This window comes from Escherichia sp. MR, assembly GCF_005280595.1.
Taxonomy (GTDB): domain Bacteria; phylum Pseudomonadota; class Gammaproteobacteria; order Enterobacterales; family Enterobacteriaceae; genus Escherichia; species Escherichia ruysiae.
Genome location: NZ_SZVK01000125.1, coordinates 1 through 1,000 on the forward strand (window position 1 = coordinate 1; position 1,000 = coordinate 1,000).

Annotated in this window: 1 protein-coding gene; it reads left to right on the plus strand. The window is 53.6% G+C overall.

The window, feature by feature from the left end; all coding sequences use genetic code 11:
* On the plus strand, positions 1 to 944 hold a 944-nt coding region (locus tag FC814_RS22535), incomplete at its 5' end, for an IS5 family transposase (protein WP_367643743.1).
* Between the last annotated feature and the right edge of the window lie 56 nt (positions 945 to 1,000).

Consider the following 1,000-nt stretch of genomic DNA (forward strand, 5'->3'; position numbering starts at 1 on the left):
CCGACAACGCAGACCGTTCCGTGGCAAAGCAAAAGTTCAAAATCACCAACTGGCCCACCTACAATAAAGCCCTCATCAACCGTGGCTCCATAACTTTCTGGCTGGATGATGAAGCTATTCAGGCCTGGTATGAGTCAGCAACACCTTCTTCACGAGGCAGACCTCAGCGCTATTCTGACCTTGCCATCACGACTGTGCTGGTCATTAAACGCGTATTCAGGCTGACCCTGCGCGCTGCGCAGGGCTTTATTGATTCCATTTTTTCTCTGATGAACGTTCCGCTACGCTGCCCGGATTACAGCTGTGTCAGCAGGCGGGCAAAGTCGGTTAATGTCAGTTTCAAAACGCCCACCCGGGGTGAAATCGCACACCTGGTAATTGATTCCACCGGGCTGAAGGTCTTCGGTGAAGGCGAGTGGAAAGTCAAAAAGCATGGCCAGGAACGCCGCCGTATCTGGCGTAAGCTGCATCTCGCCGTTGACAGTAAAACACATGAAATCATCTGCGCTGACCTGTCGCTGAACAACGTTACGGACTCAGAGGCCTTCCCCGGGTTAATCCGGCAAACCCACCGGAAAATCAGGTCAGCCGCCGCCGATGGCGCTTACGATACCCGGCTATGTCACGATGAACTGCGGCGTAAGAAAATCAGCGCGCTTATCCCTCCCCGAAAAGGTGCGGGTTACTGGCCCGGTGAATATGCAGACCGTAACCGTGCAGTGGCTAATCAGCGAATGACCGGGAGTAATGCGCGGTGGAAATGGACAACAGATTACAACCGTCGCTCGATAGCGGAAACGGCGATGTACCGGGTAAAACAGCTGTTCGGGGGTTCACTGACGCTGCGTGACTACGATGGTCAGGTTGCAGAGGCTATGGCCCTGGTACGAGCGCTGAACAAAATGACGAAAGCAGGTATGCCTGAAAGCGTGCGTATTGCCTGAAAACACAACCCGCTACGGGGGAGACTTACCCGAAATCTGATTTATTCAACAAAGCC